19 protein-coding genes (1 of these 19 cut by a window edge) are annotated in these 18,959 nt (G+C 47.2%); 8 read left to right on the top strand and 11 right to left on the bottom strand.

Features of this window, described 5'->3' with window-relative positions:
- Positions 1 to 99 precede the first annotated feature (99 nt).
- The 10 genes from KZ483_RS01310 to rpmH all read right to left on the bottom strand — a co-directional run bounded on the left by KZ483_RS01310 (position 100) and on the right by rpmH (position 9,248).
- Positions 100 to 948, bottom strand: coding sequence for a ParB/RepB/Spo0J family partition protein (locus KZ483_RS01310; protein ID WP_220351000.1), 849 nt, complete (start codon positions 946 to 948; stop codon positions 100 to 102).
- A complete protein-coding gene (locus tag KZ483_RS01305) occupies positions 929 to 1,702 on the bottom strand; it encodes a ParA family protein (RefSeq protein ID WP_220350999.1) in 774 nt (257 codons plus the stop codon). The genes KZ483_RS01310 and KZ483_RS01305 overlap by 20 nt, the downstream gene beginning before the upstream one ends.
- A gap of 214 nt (positions 1,703 to 1,916) precedes the next feature.
- Positions 1,917 to 2,735 carry a nucleoid occlusion protein gene (gene noc, locus KZ483_RS01300; protein ID WP_220350998.1) on the bottom strand — a complete coding sequence of 273 codons (819 nt, stop codon included), beginning with the start codon at positions 2,733 to 2,735 and terminating at the stop codon, positions 1,917 to 1,919.
- 160 nt (positions 2,736 to 2,895) lie between these two features.
- Positions 2,896 to 3,618, bottom strand: coding sequence for a 16S rRNA (guanine(527)-N(7))-methyltransferase RsmG (gene rsmG, locus KZ483_RS01295; RefSeq protein WP_220350997.1), 723 nt, complete (start codon positions 3,616 to 3,618; stop codon positions 2,896 to 2,898).
- Between the two features lie 4 nt (positions 3,619 to 3,622).
- Positions 3,623 to 5,509, bottom strand: coding sequence for a tRNA uridine-5-carboxymethylaminomethyl(34) synthesis enzyme MnmG (mnmG, locus tag KZ483_RS01290; protein WP_220350996.1), 1,887 nt, complete (start codon positions 5,507 to 5,509; stop codon positions 3,623 to 3,625).
- A 30-nt stretch (positions 5,510 to 5,539) separates the two neighbouring features.
- A complete protein-coding gene (gene mnmE / locus KZ483_RS01285; RefSeq protein WP_220353195.1) occupies positions 5,540 to 6,919 on the bottom strand; it encodes a tRNA uridine-5-carboxymethylaminomethyl(34) synthesis GTPase MnmE in 1,380 nt (459 codons plus the stop codon).
- A gap of 114 nt (positions 6,920 to 7,033) precedes the next feature.
- Positions 7,034 to 7,693 (bottom strand): RNA-binding cell elongation regulator Jag/EloR, encoded by a 660-nt coding sequence (gene jag, locus KZ483_RS01280; protein ID WP_220350995.1) that lies wholly within the window; start codon positions 7,691 to 7,693, stop codon positions 7,034 to 7,036.
- Complete coding sequence (locus tag KZ483_RS01275; protein WP_220350994.1) at positions 7,690 to 8,463, bottom strand: YidC/Oxa1 family membrane protein insertase; 774 nt, start codon at positions 8,461 to 8,463, stop codon at positions 7,690 to 7,692. Before KZ483_RS01275 ends, jag begins: the two co-directional genes overlap by 4 nt.
- 225 nt (positions 8,464 to 8,688) lie before the next feature.
- Positions 8,689 to 9,036 carry a ribonuclease P protein component gene (rnpA, locus tag KZ483_RS01270; protein WP_220350993.1) on the bottom strand — a complete coding sequence of 116 codons (348 nt, stop codon included), beginning with the start codon at positions 9,034 to 9,036 and terminating at the stop codon, positions 8,689 to 8,691.
- Positions 9,037 to 9,113: 77 nt separating this feature from the next.
- Entirely contained in the window at positions 9,114 to 9,248 is a 135-nt protein-coding gene (gene rpmH, locus KZ483_RS01265; RefSeq protein WP_116192616.1) for a 50S ribosomal protein L34, read from the bottom strand.
- 617 nt (positions 9,249 to 9,865) lie between these two features.
- Between rpmH and dnaA the strand changes: the two genes are divergently transcribed.
- The 6 genes from dnaA to gyrB all read left to right on the top strand — a co-directional run bounded on the left by dnaA (position 9,866) and on the right by gyrB (position 16,245).
- A complete protein-coding gene (gene dnaA / locus KZ483_RS01260) occupies positions 9,866 to 11,218 on the top strand; it encodes a chromosomal replication initiator protein DnaA (RefSeq protein ID WP_309568624.1) in 1,353 nt (450 codons plus the stop codon).
- A 206-nt stretch (positions 11,219 to 11,424) separates the two neighbouring features.
- Entirely contained in the window at positions 11,425 to 12,567 is a 1,143-nt protein-coding gene (dnaN, locus tag KZ483_RS01255) for a DNA polymerase III subunit beta (protein ID WP_220350992.1), read from the top strand.
- 18 nt (positions 12,568 to 12,585) lie between these two features.
- Positions 12,586 to 12,801, top strand: coding sequence for a S4 domain-containing protein YaaA (gene yaaA, locus KZ483_RS01250; protein WP_220350991.1), 216 nt, complete (start codon positions 12,586 to 12,588; stop codon positions 12,799 to 12,801).
- Positions 12,802 to 12,846: 45 nt separating this feature from the next.
- Positions 12,847 to 13,956 (top strand): DNA replication/repair protein RecF, encoded by a 1,110-nt coding sequence (gene recF, locus KZ483_RS01245; protein WP_220350990.1) that lies wholly within the window; start codon positions 12,847 to 12,849, stop codon positions 13,954 to 13,956.
- 32 nt (positions 13,957 to 13,988) lie between these two features.
- Complete coding sequence (gene remB / locus KZ483_RS01240; RefSeq protein WP_220350989.1) at positions 13,989 to 14,237, top strand: extracellular matrix regulator RemB; 249 nt, start codon at positions 13,989 to 13,991, stop codon at positions 14,235 to 14,237.
- A gap of 97 nt (positions 14,238 to 14,334) precedes the next feature.
- A complete protein-coding gene (gyrB, locus tag KZ483_RS01235) occupies positions 14,335 to 16,245 on the top strand; it encodes a DNA topoisomerase (ATP-hydrolyzing) subunit B (RefSeq protein WP_220353193.1) in 1,911 nt (636 codons plus the stop codon).
- 76 nt (positions 16,246 to 16,321) lie between these two features.
- Here the strand turns inward: gyrB and KZ483_RS01230 are convergent, their stop codons facing one another.
- A complete protein-coding gene (locus tag KZ483_RS01230) occupies positions 16,322 to 17,059 on the bottom strand; it encodes a YheC/YheD family protein (protein WP_258881493.1) in 738 nt (245 codons plus the stop codon).
- A gap of 447 nt (positions 17,060 to 17,506) precedes the next feature.
- Here KZ483_RS01230 and KZ483_RS01225 point away from each other — a divergent pair, with 447 nt between their 5' ends.
- Positions 17,507 to 17,785: a hypothetical protein gene (locus KZ483_RS01225; RefSeq protein ID WP_220350987.1), complete on the top strand. Its 279-nt coding sequence runs from the start codon at positions 17,507 to 17,509 to the stop codon at positions 17,783 to 17,785.
- A gap of 10 nt (positions 17,786 to 17,795) precedes the next feature.
- On the top strand, positions 17,796 to 18,959 hold the beginning of the coding sequence (gene gyrA / locus KZ483_RS01220; protein ID WP_220350986.1) for a DNA gyrase subunit A. Its footprint extends 1,329 nt past the window's final position; the window shows 1,164 of its 2,493 coding nt (coding positions 1-1,164); the start codon lies at positions 17,796 to 17,798; the stop codon falls past the right edge of the window.

Below are 18,959 nucleotides of genomic sequence, written 5' to 3'. Positions count from 1 at the left end.
ACTTTCACTTAGGCGAATCTCATCCTATACCTAAATCCGTCATTCTTATCCAACGCCTCGCTCATTTGCACTATGGTCTCATTCCATGTTGATTGTGGATCAAGCGAATTGCTTGAGCAGCTCCAGCAAACGTTCCAGGTCTTGTTTGTTGTAATATAACAGTTCAATACGACCCTTATCTTTTTGCTGCTTGATTTTCACTGTTGTTTTAAATTGGTCGCGCAGCGACTCCTCAAGCTCCTCAATATAAGGATCGCGTTTCTTGGACGAAGGCTTCGTCTTCATAGGATTTTTCTGGTCGAGCTTTTGAATTGCTTCCTCTAAATCCCGTACACTCCACTCATTCGCTATCGTCTGCTCAGCGAGTTCCTTTTTGCGGCTATCCTCTTTAACACCAGCCAGAGCCCTTGCATGTCCCATCGATAATGTTCCACGTGAAACATTATTTTTGATATCTTCCGGTAAGGAAAGAAGTCGAAGGAAGTTTGCAATGTGAGACCGGGATTTGCCAACCTTCATAGACAATTCTTCTTGAGTCAGGTTGAATTTGTCCATAAGGGCTTGATAAGCAAGTGAAAGCTCTATCGCATTCAGGTCCTCTCGCTGCAGGTTCTCGATTAAAGCGATTTCCATTACCTGTTGGTCGGTGAAGTTCCGAACAACAGCCGAGATTGTTGCGTTGCCACAAAGTTGAGACGCCCGAAAACGTCGTTCTCCGGCAATGATTTCATAACCTTTCAAAACAGTTCTTACTATAATAGGCTGGATAATGCCGTGCTGTTTTATGGATTCAGCTAATTCTTTTATGGCTTCTTCATCAAAGGTTTTACGCGGTTGGTATGGATTAGGCCGCAGCTGTGACAATGAAATATCAATTACTTTGTCGTCTTCACTTACAGAAAGCGATGGAATAAGAGCATCAAGCCCTCTACCTAGCCGCTTGCTCATACATAATCACTTCCTTTGCGAGTTCAAGATAAACCTCGGCCCCTTTAGATCTTGGATCATACGTAATAATTGACTGTCCATGTGAAGGCGCTTCGCTCAAACGAACGTTGCGAGGAATAATAGTCTGGTAAACTTTTTGCTGAAAATATTTCTTCACTTCTTCTATAACCTGGATACCTAAATTCGTTCGCGCATCAAACATGGTGAGCAGTACACCTTCTATTTGCAGCGATGTGTTAAGATGCTTCTGAACTAACCTAACTGTGTTCAACAGCTGGCTTAAGCCCTCAAGGGCGTAATATTCACACTGAATGGGTATGATGACAGAATCAGATGCAGTGAGTGAATTTATCGTGAGAATACCTAATGACGGCGGACAATCAATTAGAATATAATCATATTGGTTTTTAACCTGCTGCAGCGATTTCTTTAACCGAAGCTCGCGGGATATCGTTGGAACCAGTTCGATTTCCGCACCTGCAAGTTGAATCGTAGCCGGGATTATATTCAAGCCGTCTATCCTTGTCTGCACGGTCGCATCTCTTGGATGAACCTCATTAATCAGCACATCGTATATACAATGTGCGACGTCCGCTTTATTTATGCCGATTCCACTTGTCGTGTTGCCTTGCGGATCAATATCGACCAATAGAACCTTTTTGCCCAGTGATGCAAGGCAAGCGCCCAGATTGACAGACGTTGTCGTCTTTCCGACACCGCCCTTCTGGTTCGTTATTGCTATCGTTTTAGACAAACCCGTTCACCTCTATGTTATAACTAGTTGATCTCCGCCCAAACTCATCCCTTTATCTGCTTAGCATTTCTATCGCTATCTCTTTTATTAGAACAAACAATAAAAATAGAAAGAGAAAATGGCGATGCCGCCCGAAATAAACGGGCGGCTCATAGTGTGCTGAATGCGTTTTGTATACAGCAGTATCGCTTTCGTTTAAACCGTACAGTCCGGATTACCTCTTTGGGATTTTAATCACAATCTCGTAATAGTCCTCATGATCTTTTTCATTTGTTTTTATTTGAAGACCCGACCCGGATACCATATCAATTGATTGCCGAATAGTATTCAATGCTAGCCGCACATCTTTTGTAAAGGAAATCCGTTTCGATTTGCTGACTTTGGATACTTCTTTATAGAAGGCCACCCTTGCTTCCGTTTGTTTGACATTCAACTCTTTCGAGAGAACATCCTCAAGCACCTTCGACTGCAGCTCGTCAGATTCAAGAGCAAGCAGCGCTCTCGCGTGCCGTTCGGTTATTTTCCGCTCCATTAACGCGTTCTTCACAGCTTCGCCAAGTCCAAGGAGACGGATCTTATTGGCAATGGTCGACTGACTTTTGCCAAGCCTTTGAGCCAAGCTCTCTTGCGTCAAGTTATGAAGGTCAATCAGTTTCTGATAAGCCAATGCTTCCTCAATTGCTGTCAAACCTTCACGCTGCAAGTTTTCAATCAATGCAATTGAAGCAGCCTGAGAGTCATTGAACTCACGAACCACGGCCGGTATCGTTTCCAAGCCAAGCTTCTTCACTGCTCGAAAACGACGTTCACCCGCTATTATTTCATAGCGTCCGTTACGAATTCGAACGACAATCGGTTGAATGACACCATGTGTCTTTATTGTTTGGCTCAATTCGTCAATCCGATCATCATCGAAGACAGTCCGTGGTTGATAAGGACTTGTATCAACTTCATCCAGCGGCAGCTGCTTGACTTCATCATGGATTGTTTTCTGTTCTGCTAAACCGAATAATCGTGAAAATTGTTCTTTCATCGCTTCAACTACCACCCGATTTCAAAGTGCCGAGTATTGTCGTAACTAAATATTTCGTCGGCTGAAAGTTGATTTCCTGCTTGACAGAAAGATATTATCATAAATTCGCAGCATGAAGATGTTTCACGTGGAACATTTCAGAAATAAGCTGGTGCGATATCTAGATAATCGGCTCTTTAAGCGGTATCCCTGCTTTTCGGGGATATTGCTGTGGCGTGACGTCGCATTTCTCAATAAGAATAATATTACGATCAGCTTGCTCGAAGGGTAGCTTAAGATGATGGGTCGATCTTAATTTTGCTTTCAGCGCGTTTATGCTTCGTTGCGCTTCATTCAGCTCAGTCCCGGGATCGGCCCCTTTCATTGCAGCGAAAATTCCACCTTTGCGCGTAAACGGCAAGCATAGTTCATTAAGCGCACTTAACTTTGCAACAGCGCGGGCAGTTACCATGTCGTATGTATCGCGATGCCCCGGAATACGCGCTACATCCTCCGCTCGTCCGTGCACACAGGTGAATTCCGTTAAGCCCAGCTCTTTAATGACAACCTGTAAAAACTGAATGCGTTTATTTAATGAATCTACAATTGTCACCTTCAAGTGCGGAAAACAAATTTTTAAGGGGATGCTTGGAAATCCGGCTCCAGAACCAATATCGGCGATACTGCGAATTGCTTTCATATCCACGAAGAAAGAAAGTGAAGCGGAGTCATAGAAATGTTTCTCGTACACCGCTTCCCTCTCCGTGATACCTGTCAGATTCATTTTCTCATTCCATTCGACAAGAAGCCGATAGTATGAGTTGAACTGCTGCAATTGACCGGGTGAGCAAGAAACACCCTTTGCCTCCAGCAATCTTACGAACCACTCTTCTGTTTGATCCATTCTGTTACCCCCGTGCAGCAATAACCCGATTATAATGTTCCAAGTAAACGAGAAGAATTGAAATGTCCGCAGGCGTCACTCCCGACATACGCGAGGCTTGCCCAATGGATAATGGCCGAATGCGTGCAAGCTTCTGCTTTGCTTCGGTTGCAAGCCCATGAATAACCGAATAATCAATGTCATCGGGAATTTTCTTCTTTTCCATTTTACTGAGACGTTCAACCTGCAGCAGCTGTTTCTCGATGTAACCTGCATATTTAATCTGAATTTCCACTTGCTCCTTCATTTCATCTGTCAATTCTACTTCAGATGGAACAAGCTGTTCGATATGGCTATATGTGACCTCTGGACGGCGCAGCAAGGATAAACCATCCGTAGTGTTTTGCAATGGTGCTGAATTTAGCTCTGCGAGCAGACTAGCCGCTTCATCCGGTCTCACTTTAGTCGATTTGAGACGTTCAATCTCCTGCTCAACCAATTCCCTCTTGCGCAGAAATTTATCATGACGTTCCTCAGGTATCAGGCCGATTTCATAGCCTAATGGAGTAAGTCGCATATCGGCATTATCATGCCTGAGCAGCAGGCGATATTCAGCGCGTGAGGTGAGCAGCCGGTAGGGCTCGTTTGTCCCTTTTGTAACGAGGTCATCGATTAATACGCCAATGTAACCTTGCGACCGGTCCACTACAACCGGCTCGCGTCCCTGCACTTTACGCGCGGCATTAATACCAGCCATAATACCTTGGCCAGCGGCCTCTTCATAACCGGACGTACCATTGATCTGACCTGCGGTAAACAAACCGGGAACAAGCTTAGTCTCGAGCGATGGCCACAATTGGGTCGGCACAACCGCGTCATACTCGATCGCATAGCCGGTTCGCATCATTTCGACTTTTTCCAAACCTGGGATGGAACGGAGAATGCTCAGCTGCACATCCTCTGGCATACTTGTAGACAATCCCTGAACATAATATTCCGAAGTATATTTCCCTTCCGGCTCAAGAAAAATCTGATGCTTTGGCTTATCGGCAAAACGGACGATTTTGTCTTCAATCGATGGGCAATACCGCGGTCCTGTCCCCTCTATCGCGCCGGAGAACATTGGAGCACGGTGCAGATTATCATTGATAATGCGGCTCGTTTCCTCCGATGTGTAAGTCAGCCAGCACGGTAGCTGTTCGTTATCCGAGTACTCCGTATCGTAGGAGAAGAACTTAGGCTTCTCATCTCCCGGCTGAATTTCCGTCTTGTCGAAATTAATCGAATCCTTGTGCACCCGCGGCGGAGTTCCCGTCTTAAACCGCACCAGTTCGAACCCTAGCGCCTTCAAGCTTGCGGAGAGTTTTACCGATGGCTGCTGGTTGTTCGGCCCGCTCTCGTACATCAGTTCGCCCATTATCACTTTGCCGCGAAGGTACGTTCCGGTCGTCACTACAACAGCTTTGCCCCGGTAAATCGCACCGGTCTTCGTTATAATGCCTACACATACCCCATCCTCAACGATAAGCTCCTCAGCCATTCCTTGACGAAGTGTGAGACGGGGTGTTTCTTCAATGGTTTGTTTCATAATATTCTGATACATAAATTTGTCCGCTTGTGCGCGAAGCGCATGAACAGCCGGACCTTTTCCCGTATTCAACATACGCATCTGAATAAACGTTCTGTCGATATTTCGTCCCATTTCACCGCCAAGAGCATCAATTTCGCGAACAACATGGCCCTTTGCAGGTCCGCCGATCGAGGGATTGCATGGCATGAAAGCCACCATATCCAAATTTATTGTGAGCAGCAGCGTTTCACACCCCATTCGAGCAGCTGCCAGCGCAGCTTCGCACCCGGCATGTCCCGCACCAATGACAATCACATCATATTGCCCTGCCTCATATCCCATTTTTGCTTTCACTCCCTTACATAAGCTCCATTATTTACCTAAACAGAACTGAGAGAAAATTTGGTCGATAAGTGACTCAGATACCGAATCTCCTATCATTTCGCCCAACTGCTCCCATGCAGTTCGAACATCAATTTGCACAATATCAATCGGTATTCCTGACTCCGTGCTTTCCATCGCGTCGATCAGCGACTGCCGCGCGTGACCGAGTAGCGTGATATGCCGAATATTGCTTACATAGGTAAGATCCGCAGACTCCAGCTCACCGCTGAAAAACATGTGGCTTATTACACGCTCTAAGTGGTCAAGCCCGGTTTCCTGGAGTACCGACAAACGGACAATCGATTCGGAAGGAAAAACAGCTTCAACCTCCGAAGTATCCAAGATTTGCGGTAAGTCCGTCTTGTTCAATAAAATGACGACTTGGCGTCCGCGAATATGTTCCATTAACAAACGATCATCGGAATGAAGCGGTTCATTGGCGTTTAACACGAGCAATATCAGATCGGCTTCTTCAAGCGCCGACCTGGAGCGCTCTACCCCAATGCGCTCCACGACATCTGTCGTCTCCCGAATACCGGCTGTATCAAGCAGCCGTAGAGGAATACCGCCGATCGTAACAAATTCTTCGATTACATCCCGGGTCGTCCCGGGAATATCGGTAACAATCGCTTTGTTTTCCTGAACAAGCGCGTTGAGCAGCGAAGATTTGCCTACATTTGGCCGTCCCACTATTGCTGTGACAATACCTTCTCTTAATATTTTGCCTTCCGCGGCCGTTTTTAACAACCGATTGATTTCTGCAACCGCATCCTGGCAGCGTTCACGGATATAAGCGCTGGTCATAGCCGCTACATCATGCTCCGGATAATCAATGTTCACTTCAATATGAGCCAGCAGCTCAATGAGCGTGTGCCGCAATGCTTTGACTTTTCTTGAAAGCGCACCTTCAGCCTGCTTCATGGCAACAGTAAACGCACGATCCGACTTTGAGCGTATTAAATCGATTACAGCCTCCGCTTGCGTCAAATCGATTCTGCCGTTTAGGAATGCACGCTTCGTGAATTCGCCGGGTTCCGCTATCCTCACGCCCCCGTCCCTGAGAAGCAGCTCCAGCACGCGCTTAACGGCCACAACACCGCCGTGGGTGCTCAGCTCTACAACATCCTCAGCGGTGAACGACCGCGGACCTCTCATAACGGTCAGTAAAATTTCCTCTACGACTTCACCGTTCTTCGGATCGACGATATGGCCGTAATGAACCGTATGCGAGGGAGCCTCGACAATATTCGATTTTGATCGAAACAGCTTTGCCGATTCAGCAACCGCACCCGCGCCGCTTACCCGGATAATGGCAATGCCGCCCTCTCCGACTGCTGTCGAGATGGCGGCAATTGTATCTTGATTCATCATATCGCTTTATAGCCTCCAGATAAGCCTGATTAGAGACATTCTTATATTTCAAAAAAATGAGCAATGACCGGTAAAGAGCCATTGCTGAAATTTAAAAATCGTATGCGAACGTTATTTTAGTGTAATGACGACACGCCGATTCGGTTCGTCGCCTTTGCTGAAGGTTTTTACTTTCGCATGGTTTTGCAGCTGCGAATGAATGATTTTCCGCTCATGCGGGGACATCGGCTCAAGAACCACTTCTTTTCTTGTACGGATTACATGTCCCGCCAGGCGATCGGATAAATCCTCAAGCGTCTTTCGACGGCGCTCGCGAAAATCCTCGGCATCAAGTATGATACGCAGATGTGTGTCGGAATAACGGTTTGCTACAATATTGACCAAGTACTGCAAGGCATCCAGTGTTTGACCCCGCCGCCCGATCAGCATGCCCAGGTCTCCGCTTCCCGACAGCGAAAGCGTCAAACCTTCCTTCGAATCATTGCGGGCAATGGTGACGTCAAGCCCCATAGCGGCGGCGACTGCCGTAACGAATTTCTCCGTTTCAGCAACTGCATCAACTGCATCTTGCGGCTCTGTCGCTACCGGCTCAGGTGTAGGCAGAACAGTCAGTTCCACCTTGGCATTCTTGGCCCCTATAAATCCGAACAGGCCCTTAGTCGGGTGTTCCAGCACGGCCACGTTGACGCGGTCCGCTGATACTTGCAAGTCCGTTAATCCATTCCGTACAGCATCTTCGATCGTTTTACCCGATGCTACGATTTTCTTCATTTCGCAGGTACACTCTCCTTACCGTTAGATGAGGTGCGTACGTATAGGAAATAGTTTTGAACAATCGTATAGATATTGCTGAATATCCAGTACAGCGGCAGTGCGGCAGGGAACGACAATGCCATTACGAAGATAAGTACCGGGAATATGAGGATAATCCCCTGCATCGCCGGCATTGCTTTCTGCTGCGACTGCATCATTTTTGATTGAATGAATGTAGTGATCGCCGCCAAAATCGGAAGGATATAATACGGATCCTTCTGTCCAAGCTGCAGCCATAAGAAAGTATGCTCCCGTATGTTTTCGTTCATATAAATCGAATTGTAAAGCGCAATAAAAATCGGCATTTGCACAATCAGCGGAAGACAGCCTGCAAGCGGGTTAACCTGATGCTGCTGAAACAGCTTCATCGTTTCTTCCTGCTGCTTTTGGGGGTTGTCCTTATGCTTTTCTTTAATCTTAGCAAGCTCCGGCTGAAGCGCCTGCATTGCTTTGGAACTGCGATACTGCTTAAGCGTGAGAGGCAGGATCAACGTCCGGACGATAATAACCATTAGTAAGATCGCGATGCCATATTCGCCGCCGAACCATTTTGCGAAAGTTTCAAGCGCAAGCGAAAAGTAATAAACGACGTTTCGCTCCCAGAAGTTGCCGTGCTCCAGATCATCCATTGATACGGTATGGGTTTGTGTGGAACATCCGCTGAGCAGCATAATTGCAGCAAGCGCCAAAAAGATAAACCAGGAACGTTTCGAAATACGGGACAACATGTAAAACTCCTCTCTGAGCACCATCAAGCATCATGACCAAAGGCCATTTTAACCAAAGAAGAAACTGAGCTCGCGCGCCAATGAACAGAACAGAACGCGAAGATCCTTCACGTAATTGTTCAAATTCAGAGCGCCAGCTTCCGTTTCTTTTTATTCAGGTAAACTATATCATATTTTATGGCACAAAGAAACAAGCCATGGCATGTTGATAAAGCGATTACATCCCTAGCGATTATTCTTCAGGAGTCCGGCGCGTTTTAGAATATGAAGTATGCTTTTCTCAAGCTCCTTCATCTTCATGCCAACGGCCGGTTTACGAACAATAATGATAAAATCCAGCTGGGGAACTACCCTATCCGCATTATGGCGAACAATTTCCTTTACTAGCCTTCTCATCCGGTTCCGCACAACGGCGTTGCCGATTTTTTTACTGGCCGATACGCCCAGCCGGAATGGTTCCGCCTTCAGCTGCCGCGACCAATATACGACGAACTGGCTGTTGGCAAACGATTTACCGTTCCGGTAGATACGGCTAAAATCCTCACGTCTTTTTAAACGTAGCTTTCTTTGCACGGCTGCTTCTTCACCGAACCTTCACTTTCATTTATTCCCCAAAAAAATAAAAAAAGACCACACAAGTGGTCTTCAATTTACGCACTCAGTACTTTTCTGCCCCGTTGACGGCGAGCGCTAAGCACTTTACGTCCGTTTTTCGAAGCCATCCGTTTGCGGAAGCCGTGCACTTTCTTACGTTTGCTAACGTTTGGTTTAAATGTCGGTCTCATTTCACTGCACCTCCTGTTTCAATACTATCTCGTCCAGCGAAAACATATTCCTCGCCGTTCTCACGAGCGCTGATTGTTAACTTCTACCCAAGCGTGAACGTCTGCGAAGTTGTATCAACAACGAGCGTTCAACACGAAAAAACGCCTTTTTCCATTAAACCATGCCATAGAATAAATGTCAATGAAAATGAACCGCTTCCCGAATTGTGGATAAATGCGTTAAATATGTGGCAGAGCACAATAATTAATAACATGTGGATATCATAATGACGCATTTCTCGTTTTATGTCGAATCTTCACAAGATATAAACAATATCTAGTGTTGTCCATAAGTTTTGTACACAACCTATAGAATTTGTGGATAAATTCCGGCAAATCGTTGAAAATCAAGGGTTGTTTTGCTATGATAGATTTGTTTTTGGTGTGGATGAGTCCATACTTTCCTCTAAATTATCAACACCCTGTGGATAACAATGTGAACAACATTCATCCCCTTTTGATATTTTTCTCACTTTCAAGGTTGAAAATGTGGATGAAGGAGCCCGATATCCGAAATTTCAACATCTTTGTGCCTGGCAGTGCCGTTTTTCGGCGAATTGGATAAGGAGTGACAATCTGTGGATAGCCATACGCACGAAATGTGGCAACAGGTGCTGTCGATCATTCAAACGAAGCTGAGCAAGCCAAGCTTTGACACTTGGTTCAAAGCGACAAAAGCTTCTTTTAATGGCGATTCGACTGTTATAGTGACAGCACCAACGACTTTTGCGGCCGAATGGCTCGAAAGCCGATATACGAAACTTGTGCGGACCACGCTGCAAGAATTTTTAGGCCGCCAATACGATATTAAATTCGTTATAGAAGAGAATAAGCCGCCGGAGCCTGCTGTTATGCAGCCCCCGGTCATCCAGACCGTACATGTCGGTCCTGAAGAGACGTTCTCCCACATGCTAAATCCAAAATATACATTCGACACGTTCGTCATCGGCGTCAACAACCGGTTTGCCCATGCAGCCTCGCTTGCAGTTGCGGAAGCTCCGGCCAAGGCGTATAACCCGCTTTTTCTGTACGGCGGTGTCGGACTTGGCAAAACGCACCTTATGCATGCGATCGGGCATTACATTTTGGAGCATGTTCCGAGCACACGGGTGCTTTATTTGTCTTCAGAGAAATTTACGAACGAATTTATTAATGCGATCCGCGACAACCGCGGCGAAAGCTTTCGTACCAAGTACCGCAATATCGATGTGCTGCTGATAGACGATATTCAGTTTTTGGCGGGTAAGGAGCAGACGCAAGAGGAATTTTTCCATACTTTTAATGCCCTTCACGAGGAACGCAAACAAATTGTAATTTCCAGCGACCGTCCCCCGAAAGAGATTCCAACGCTCGAGGAACGTCTGCGTTCCCGGTTTGAGTGGGGACTTATGACAGATATCCAGCCGCCTGATTTGGAAACTCGTATAGCGATTCTCAGGAAGAAAGCGAAGGCCGAGAATCTCGATATTCCAAGCGAGGCTATGGTCTATATCGCCAACCAAATCGATACGAATATCCGTGAGCTGGAAGGCGCGCTCATCCGCGTTGTCGCTTATTCCTCGCTCATCAATCAAGACATATCATCTCATTTGGCCGCGGAAGCGCTGAAGGATATAATTCCGTCAAGCCGGCCAAGAATGATATCGATGCAGGATATTCAACAAAAGGTAGGGGATCTCTACGGCCTCAAGCTGGAAGAATTCAAAGCGCGTAAACGAACGAAAGCGATTGCGTTTCCCAGACAAATCGCCATGTATTTATCGCGCGAGCTGACCGACTATTCACTTCCGAAGATCGGTGAAGCATTCGGCGGCAGGGATCACACGACGGTCATTCATGCGCATGAAAAGATAACCCAGCAATTAAAGATCGACCAGGACTTGTACAAAATCATTCAAACGTTAACCGAGAAAATCAAAAATCACATGTGAATAACGAGAGAAATTTCCTCAAGCCTATGCACAAGCTGTACACATGTGGATAGGCTTGCTTTATCGGCGTTTCATCCACTTATCCACATATTCGGCGCCCCTACTACGACTACGACTAATAAATCAATTAAATAACATCATCAATAACAACCGAATCAATCGCAATCCCATCGACAATTTTCGTAATCCGCTATAGGAGTGAAATCATGAAATTAATGATAAGAAAAGACCAATTGAACGACGCGATTCAACAGGTTTCGAAAGCTTCGTCGTCAAGACCCGCAATCCCCATTCTCGGGGGAATCAAATTCGATGTTACCCATCAGGGCGTAACTCTTACAGCGAGCGATACCGATATTTCCATTCAGAGCTTCATCCCGGTTGAAAGCGGGGAATTTGTCGTAGCCAGAATCGACAAGCCCGGCAGCGTCGTGCTGCCTTCCAAATTTTTCGTCGAAATCGTTAAGAGGCTTCCTTCCGATGAGCTCGAGATCGAAGTGAAAGATAATCATCAAACGATGATCCGTTCAGGCTCCACCGATATTCAAATGGTTGGACTCGATCCGGAAGAATTTCCGATATTGCCGACGATTGTTGAGAGCGACGTCATATCCGTTCCGGGCGATCTGTTGAAAACAATGATCAGACAGACCGTCTTTGCGGCATCCACAAGCGAGCAGACTCCTATTTTAACCGGTACTTTATGGAACCTTTCAGAAGGACAATTGAAATTCGTCGCGACGGACCGTCACCGCCTGGCAAGCCGCACTACATCGGTAGAAGCAGACACCGACTACCGTTTCACCAATGTCGTAATTTCGGGTAAAACGCTTAATGAACTGTCCAAACTGGTTCCCGACGACAACAGCCTCGTAGAAATCGTTGTTGCCGATAATCAAGTGCTGTTCAAAATCGGCCATGTGCTGTTTTACTCCCGCATTTTGGACGGGACATACCCTGACACTTCTAAAATTATTCCGCAGAATTTCAAAACAGAACTGGTTTTGAATACAAAAAAATTAACGGATGCAATTGACCGGGCTTATCTCATGTCACGCGAAGAAAAAACGAATATCGTCCGCTTGGCCACGCAGGAAGACGGCACGATCGAAATCTCATCCAGCTCCACAGAGCTCGGACGCGTTACGGAGCAGCTTGAGGTCAAGGAGATGAACGGGGAACCGCTTCGAATCGCATTTAACTCGAAATACGTCCTTGATGCTCTTAAAGTAATCGACAGCGAATTTCTGTTTATCGGTTTCACAGGAGCAATGAGCCCCATTATAATTAAGCCGACGGACCATTCGCACAGCTTGCACCTCATTTTGCCGTATCGGACGACAGGCTGACAGAGGAGAATATAAACGATGAATGATGTAGCGATTACGACGGAATATATCGCCCTGGGCCAGTTTCTGAAGCTGGCAGGTTGTATTGATACGGGCGGGGCCGCGAAGTTTTTTTTGCAAGAAACGCCTATCAGAATCAACGGGGAAGCGGATAACCGGCGGGGCCGTAAACTTTATAACGGAGACATTGTCGAAGTAGAGGGGTTTGGCGCCTTTACGGTCGTGAAGCGTTAACGCGTCAGTGGGCTTAAGCGCGAGCATCAACCGGGGGGCATCAGCGTGTATCTGAATTCAATTCAATTGCAGCATTACCGCAACTATGAGCATTTGGAAGTAAGAACCGACAGCCAGGTTAACCTGTTTGTAGGCCCGAATGCGCAGGGGAAGACGAACCTGCTTGAGGCTATCTTCGTACTGGCTCTGACTAAGTCGCACCGGACCAGCAAAGACAAAGAGCTCATCGGCTGGCAGTCCTCAGATGCGCGGATCCGGGGAGAAGTGGAAAAAAAATACGGAAAGCTGAGTTTGGACCTTACGTTATCGGCGCAGGGGAAAAAAGCAAGAATCAACGGGCTGGAGCAGCGCAAGCTGAGCGATTTCGTCGGATCGCTGAACGTCGTGATGTTCGCACCCGAGGATCTGGAGATTGTCAAGGGCACACCGGGCATACGCAGGCGGTTTCTGGATATGGAAATCGGCCAGGTACAGCCCGGTTATTTGCATTCGCTCGGACAGTACGGTAAAGTCCTGGCGCAGCGCAATAATTACTTGAAATCAACCTCCCCCGGCAGCTCTCAGCAAACGATGATGGATGTATGGAATATGCAGCTTGCGGAGTATGGTGTTAAAATTGTGAAAAAAAGGCAAAACTTTATTCATAAGCTGCAAAAGTGGGCAAAGCACATTCACGCGGGCATTACGGCAGGGACGGAAGAACTCACAATTGAGTATCGTCCTTCGTTTGCAACGGATGCGGCGGAAGAAGAATCTGTTTTATTTAATCAATTTATGATAAAGTTAACACAGGTAAAAGATCAGGAACTACGGCGGGGAATGACGCTCGTTGGCCCTCATCGCGATGATTTAGCCTTTTATATAAATGGCAAAGAGGCTTCGGTCTACGGTTCTCAAGGACAACAACGAACGACAGCGCTGTCGCTTAAATTAGCTGAAATCGAACTCATTCATGAAGAAATCGGCGAATATCCGCTCCTGCTGCTCGACGATGTGCTGTCTGAACTTGATCAGAATCGCCAGACGCAGTTGATTGAAACCTTCCAAAGTAAAGTACAGACGTTTATTACGACGACCGGACTGGAAAGCGTCAATGTGAATAAGCTGCACGATTCCCGTATTTACCACGTGCGGAACGGTCAAGTAACGCATTAATGCGATCAGGCGATTAGCGAAGGGTGGAGGCTATGTACATTCATTTAGGCGGAGAAAAAATTATTCGCGCCGCAGAACTCGTGGCGATTTTTGATATTTCCATCGAACAGTCCTCCAAGCTGTCCAAGCAATTCGTCGCCCAGGCTCGCAAGCGGAAGGACGTCGAAGTGATAGGAGAAGAAGAAGCCAAGTCGATCGTTGTAACGAGGCAGAAAATTTATTATTCGCCGATATCATCGGCAACGCTGAAGAAACGGTCGGATAATTTTGCAACGAATTAATCGGGCCGGATCACAAACAGCCTGATAGTCATAGGAAAAGCGCTTTCTTGGAAAGCGGAGATGCTTACAGCAGTTGAGAGGAGCAGTGAAATCCAGCATGTCGTTGAATCAGCATACGTATGACGAAAGTCAAATACAAGTCTTGGAAGGTTTGGAAGCGGTACGCAAACGTCCCGGCATGTATATCGGCTCCACGAGCACCAAAGGGCTTCACCATCTCGTATGGGAAGTCGTTGATAATAGTATCGACGAGGCGCTTGCGGGTTATTGCAGCCGGATCGAAATCACCATTCATGACGATAACAGCGTTACGGTTTCTGATAACGGACGCGGAATACCGGTTGGCGAGAACGTAAAGTTGAAACGTTCAACGCTTGAGGTTGTTATGACCGTTCTTCATGCCGGCGGTAAATTTGGCGGCGAAGGGTACAAAGTATCCGGAGGTCTCCACGGCGTCGGGGTATCGGTCGTTAACGCGCTTTCCGAGCTTGTTATCGTAACCGTTAAGCGCGAAGGCAAGATCTATCAGCAAGAATATCGTCTGGGCGTGCCGCAATATGATTTGAAAATCATCGGTGAGACGGAAGAAACCGGGACAATGGTACGTTTTAAGCCTGACCCCGATATTTTTACCGAAACGACCGTTTTCGAGTATGAAATGCTGCAGTCTCGTATACGAGAGCTTGCATTTCTGAATAAAGGCATCGAAATCGTTCTGCTTGACGAGCGTACGAATGTTTCGAATGTGTACAAATACGACGGCGGTATCATTGAGTTCGTGGAATATTTGAACCGCAACCGTGTTGCGCTGAATGAACAACCGATCTATGTGGAAGGGTCGAAGGATCATATTCACGTAGAAGTGGCACTGCAATACAACGACAGCTACAGCGAGAACATCTATTCGTTTGCCAACAATATCAACACTCACGAAGGCGGTACGCATGAATCCGGCTTCAAGAGCGCATTAACACGAATCATCAACGATTATGCCCGCAAAATGAACGCTATCAAGGACAATGATTCCAACTTGTCGGGTGATGATGTCCGCGAGGGCTTGACGGCGATTATTTCGGTTAAGATACCTGAACCGCAGTTTGAAGGACAAACGAAGACGAAGCTTGGCAACAGCGAAGTCCGCGGTATCGTTGAGTCGTTCTTTGCCGAGAAATTTCAGGAATTTCTCGATGAGAACCCTTCAGTCGCCAGAAAAGTCATTGATAAAGGGCTTCAGGCAGCCCGTGCGCGTGAAGCGGCGCGTAAAGCGCGCGAACTGACGCGCCGGAAGAGTGCGCTTGAGGTAAGCTCGCTCCCGGGTAAACTGGCAGACTGCTCATCCAAGGACGCATCGATCAGCGAGCTCTATATTGTGGAGGGGGACTCTGCAGGGGGATCGGCCAAACAGGGCCGCGATCGTCATTTCCAGGCGATTTTGCCGCTGCGGGGTAAAATTCTTAACGTAGAGAAGGCACGGCTGGACCGAATACTTGGAAATGCTGAAATTCGTGCCATTATTACAGCCCTCGGCACAGGTATCGGCGACGATTTTGACATTACCAAGGCGCGCTATCACAAGATCATCATCATGACCGACGCCGACGTCGACGGCGCCCATATCCGTACGCTGCTGCTGACGTTCCTTTATCGTTATATGCGCAAAATCATCGAAGCCGGTTATATTTACATCGCACAGCCGCCGCTTTTCAAGATTGAGCGCAACAAAGTTGTCCGTTATGCGCAGAGCGAGAAGGAACGCGATGATATTATCGCCGAGTTCGGCGAAGGCGCAAAGGTGAACGTTCAGCGTTATAAAGGTCTCGGAGAGATGAACGCCGGACAGCTTTGGGAGACGACAATGGACCCCGAAAGCCGTACGATGCTGCAGGTATCGATCGCGGATGCCATTGAAGCGGATGATGTGTTCGAGACGCTAATGGGCGATAATGTCGAGCCGCGCCGCGATTTCATTCAACAATTCGCCAAGTTCGTGAAAAATTTGGACGTATAGAGTGTTTGACCGAACAGAAAGCCGTCCGAATACCGGGCGGCTTTTTCGAAATATGGCCATTCGGTTTTTTCATGACTCATGCCCGCCTTTTCGACCTGAACCTGCCGTAATGAACGCAATAACGATAAACTTTGCGGAACACGGATTTGTCTCTTAATCGGCGGAAAAGAAAAGGATCTGGCAAGGTATTGACTTCAAGGATCCACGGCTTGAAATTCGTGTCCACCGCGACATCTAACCCAATTTCTTTTATGCGCGGATATTCACTTTGAAGCTGCTTTGCAACAGATACGCCCAGTTTTCGCAGTTGGTTGGTATAAGCATTAATTTGCCAATGGGCGAGATGGCTGCGCATCAGGCTCTCCACAGACATGGGCGTGCCTCCGCTGTGGTAATTGGTAACGATTTTCGAGGGATGACCAAGCCGGCCGATTATACCCGTCGACTCCCATTGATCTCTCACGTTCTTCTGAACCATTACCCGGATGTCGAAGCGGCGACCTTTATGCTTAAGCAAGTGAATGCCCCGCTGCACCAAATATGGGCGGGATTTTATGTTTTGCTGGAGGCGTGCAGACAGTGAATCGAACGTAGTAAAGTTATGGCGTTTTGTACCGAGCTGGAACATATAAGTTCCGGTTGACCGCTTTTCAACACGAATAACGCCGTTTCCGAATGTACCAAGATCCGGTTTGACATAAACCATGTGATGCTCGTTTAGCATGGTGTGCAGTGTTTCGCGGTTCCATTTTTTCGTAGTTGGGATATAATCTCGCAGTTCAGCCGACTTCATAAGGACATTTGTTTTCGCCAACTTGCTTTTAACTCGCTGGATCGCCAAACGGGCTCCGCCTTTCGGTATTGAAAATGCCGTACCGGGGTAACAAGCGTGCAGGAGACATGGGTGGAAAACGATGCTATAATAAGAATTATGTCTATTTTTTCTTTCTCGTTCCAGGACTGTCGAACAAAGTCCCGGCCTGCATCCACATTAGTTTATGGCGATGGGTGCAAAGAGGAGAGGGCGCATACCCAAGATATGCTGTAGTCGATTAAATTTGTTTGCCGCACTTATCTGCATGGAAACGTTTAAGCATGAAGGTAATGTGAAAATACTAATAAGGGTTTCTATCATTCGTTATACGAAAGCTTCAGCGAGCCAGCAGCGTACTAACAAGTTTGGGCACATAACCTTGTTATGCTCCCGAGGCCAGTTTTCTGCTCGCTAAGATGCAATCAAGAAGAATTCGCAGAAAACTTGGTGTATGCTTCCGAAGCCAGTTTTCTGCTCGCTAAGATGTGCAATCAAGAAGAATTCGCAGAAAACTTGGTGTATGCTTCCGAAGCCAGTTTTCTACTCGCTAAGATGTGCAATCAAGAAGAATTCGCAGAAAACTTGGTGTATGCTTCCGAAGCCAGTTTTCTACTCGCTAAGATGTGCAATCAAGAAGAATTCGCAGAAAACTTGGTGTATGCTTCCGAAGCCAGTTTTCTACTCGCTAAGATGTGCAATCAAGAAGAATTCGCAGAAAACTTTTAGGAGGTCAACAATGGCGGAAGAACAACGTTCGCAAGTACAAGATCGCGATATCGGCGTCGAGATGCGGGACTCGTTTATGAGTTATGCGATGAGCATTATCGTAAGCCGCGCGCTGCCCGACGTAAGGGACGGTTTGAAGCCGGTACACCGCCGCATTTTGTTTGCGATGTCGGAACTCGGCATGTCCCCGGACAAGCCGTATAAGAAATCCGCCAGGATTGTAGGCGAGGTCATCGGTAAATACCACCCGCACGGCGACTCTGCCGTTTATGAAACGATGGTTCGGATGGCCCAGGATTTCTCGCTTCGTTATATGCTGATCGACGGTCACGGCAACTTCGGATCAATTGACGGCGATATGGCTGCGGCAATGCGGTATACCGAGGCGCGGTTATCGAAGATCGCAATGGAGATGCTGCGCGATATTAATAAAGAAACCGTTGATTATATACCGAACTATGATGGCGAAGAACACGAACCGACCGTTTTGCCGGCAAGGTTTCCGAATCTTCTCGTTAACGGTTTAACCGGTATCGCCGTTGGAATGGCGACGAATATTCCGCCGCACAACCTTGGCGAAGTCATAGACGGCGTGCAAGCGCTTATTCGCAACCCGGATATTACACCCCTCGAATTAATGGATTATATTAAAGGACCGGATTTTCCAACCGCCGGTTTTGTAATGGGACGAGAAGGCATCCGGCAAGCGTATTCGACCGGGCGGGGTTCAGTCACAATGCGTGCACGCGCCACAATTGAAGATAATAACGGGAAAGCACGCATTCTCGTGCATGAGCTGCCTTACCAGGTGATTAAAGCACGGCTTGTTGAGAAGATTGCGGAACTTGTCCGGGAGAAGAAAATTGATGGTATAACGGATCTCCGCGATGAATCTGACAGAAACGGAATGCGAGTGGTCATTGAACTTCGCCGTGACGTTAATCCGAACGTCGTGCTGAACAATCTGTATAAACAAACCCAGATGCAGATGAATTTCGGCTTTAATATGCTTGCACTCGTAAACCGGGAACCGCGCGTATTAAATTTGCGGGATATTCTGTATTACTATTTGCAGCATCAGATCGAGGTTATACGCCGCCGTACCGAGTTCGATCTCAAGAAAGCGGAGGCGCGCGCCCATATTCTTGAAGGCCTGCGTATAGCGCTGGACCAC

Origin of the sequence: Paenibacillus sp. sptzw28 (assembly GCF_019550795.1) — a bacterium.
Taxonomy (GTDB): Bacteria; Bacillota; Bacilli; order Paenibacillales; family Paenibacillaceae; genus Paenibacillus_Z.
This window is presented reverse-complemented; position numbering and strand designations above follow the sequence as displayed.